1 protein-coding gene is annotated in these 379 nt (G+C 50.7%); it reads right to left on the minus strand.

Going from position 1 to position 379, the window contains the following annotated elements; all coding sequences use genetic code 11:
- On the minus strand, positions 1 to 379 hold a 379-nt coding region (locus tag QKD99_RS11580; protein WP_347951499.1), incomplete at both ends, for an IS30 family transposase.

Genomic DNA, 379 nt, shown 5'->3' on the forward strand with positions numbered 1-379 from the left:
GCTTAGGTCTGTTCCTTTAGGGAAGTACTGCCTTAATAGTCCGTTGGTGTTTTCATTGGTGCCTCGCTGCCACGGCGAGCCAGGATCGCAAAAGAACACGGGACAGTTTGTAGCTACAGAAAAGGCCTTATGACAGGCCATTTCACTTCCCTGATCCCAGGTAAGTGATCCTTTGAGATGATCTGGCAAGGTAGCAATCGCTTTTGTAAGTGCTTCATTTACTTCGGTAGCACTATGCCCATTAGGTAGATGCAGCAAGATGACATAGCGCGTGGTTCGCTCTACTAGCGTGCCAATTGCAGACTTATTACCTGCGCCTAAGATGAGGTCGCCTTCCCAGTGGCCTGGTACTGCTCGGTCGTCTACTTCTGCTGGGCGG

This window comes from Corynebacterium sp. c3Ub_189 (assembly GCF_039907195.1).
In the GTDB taxonomy this organism is placed as follows: Bacteria; Actinomycetota; Actinomycetes; order Mycobacteriales; family Mycobacteriaceae; genus Corynebacterium.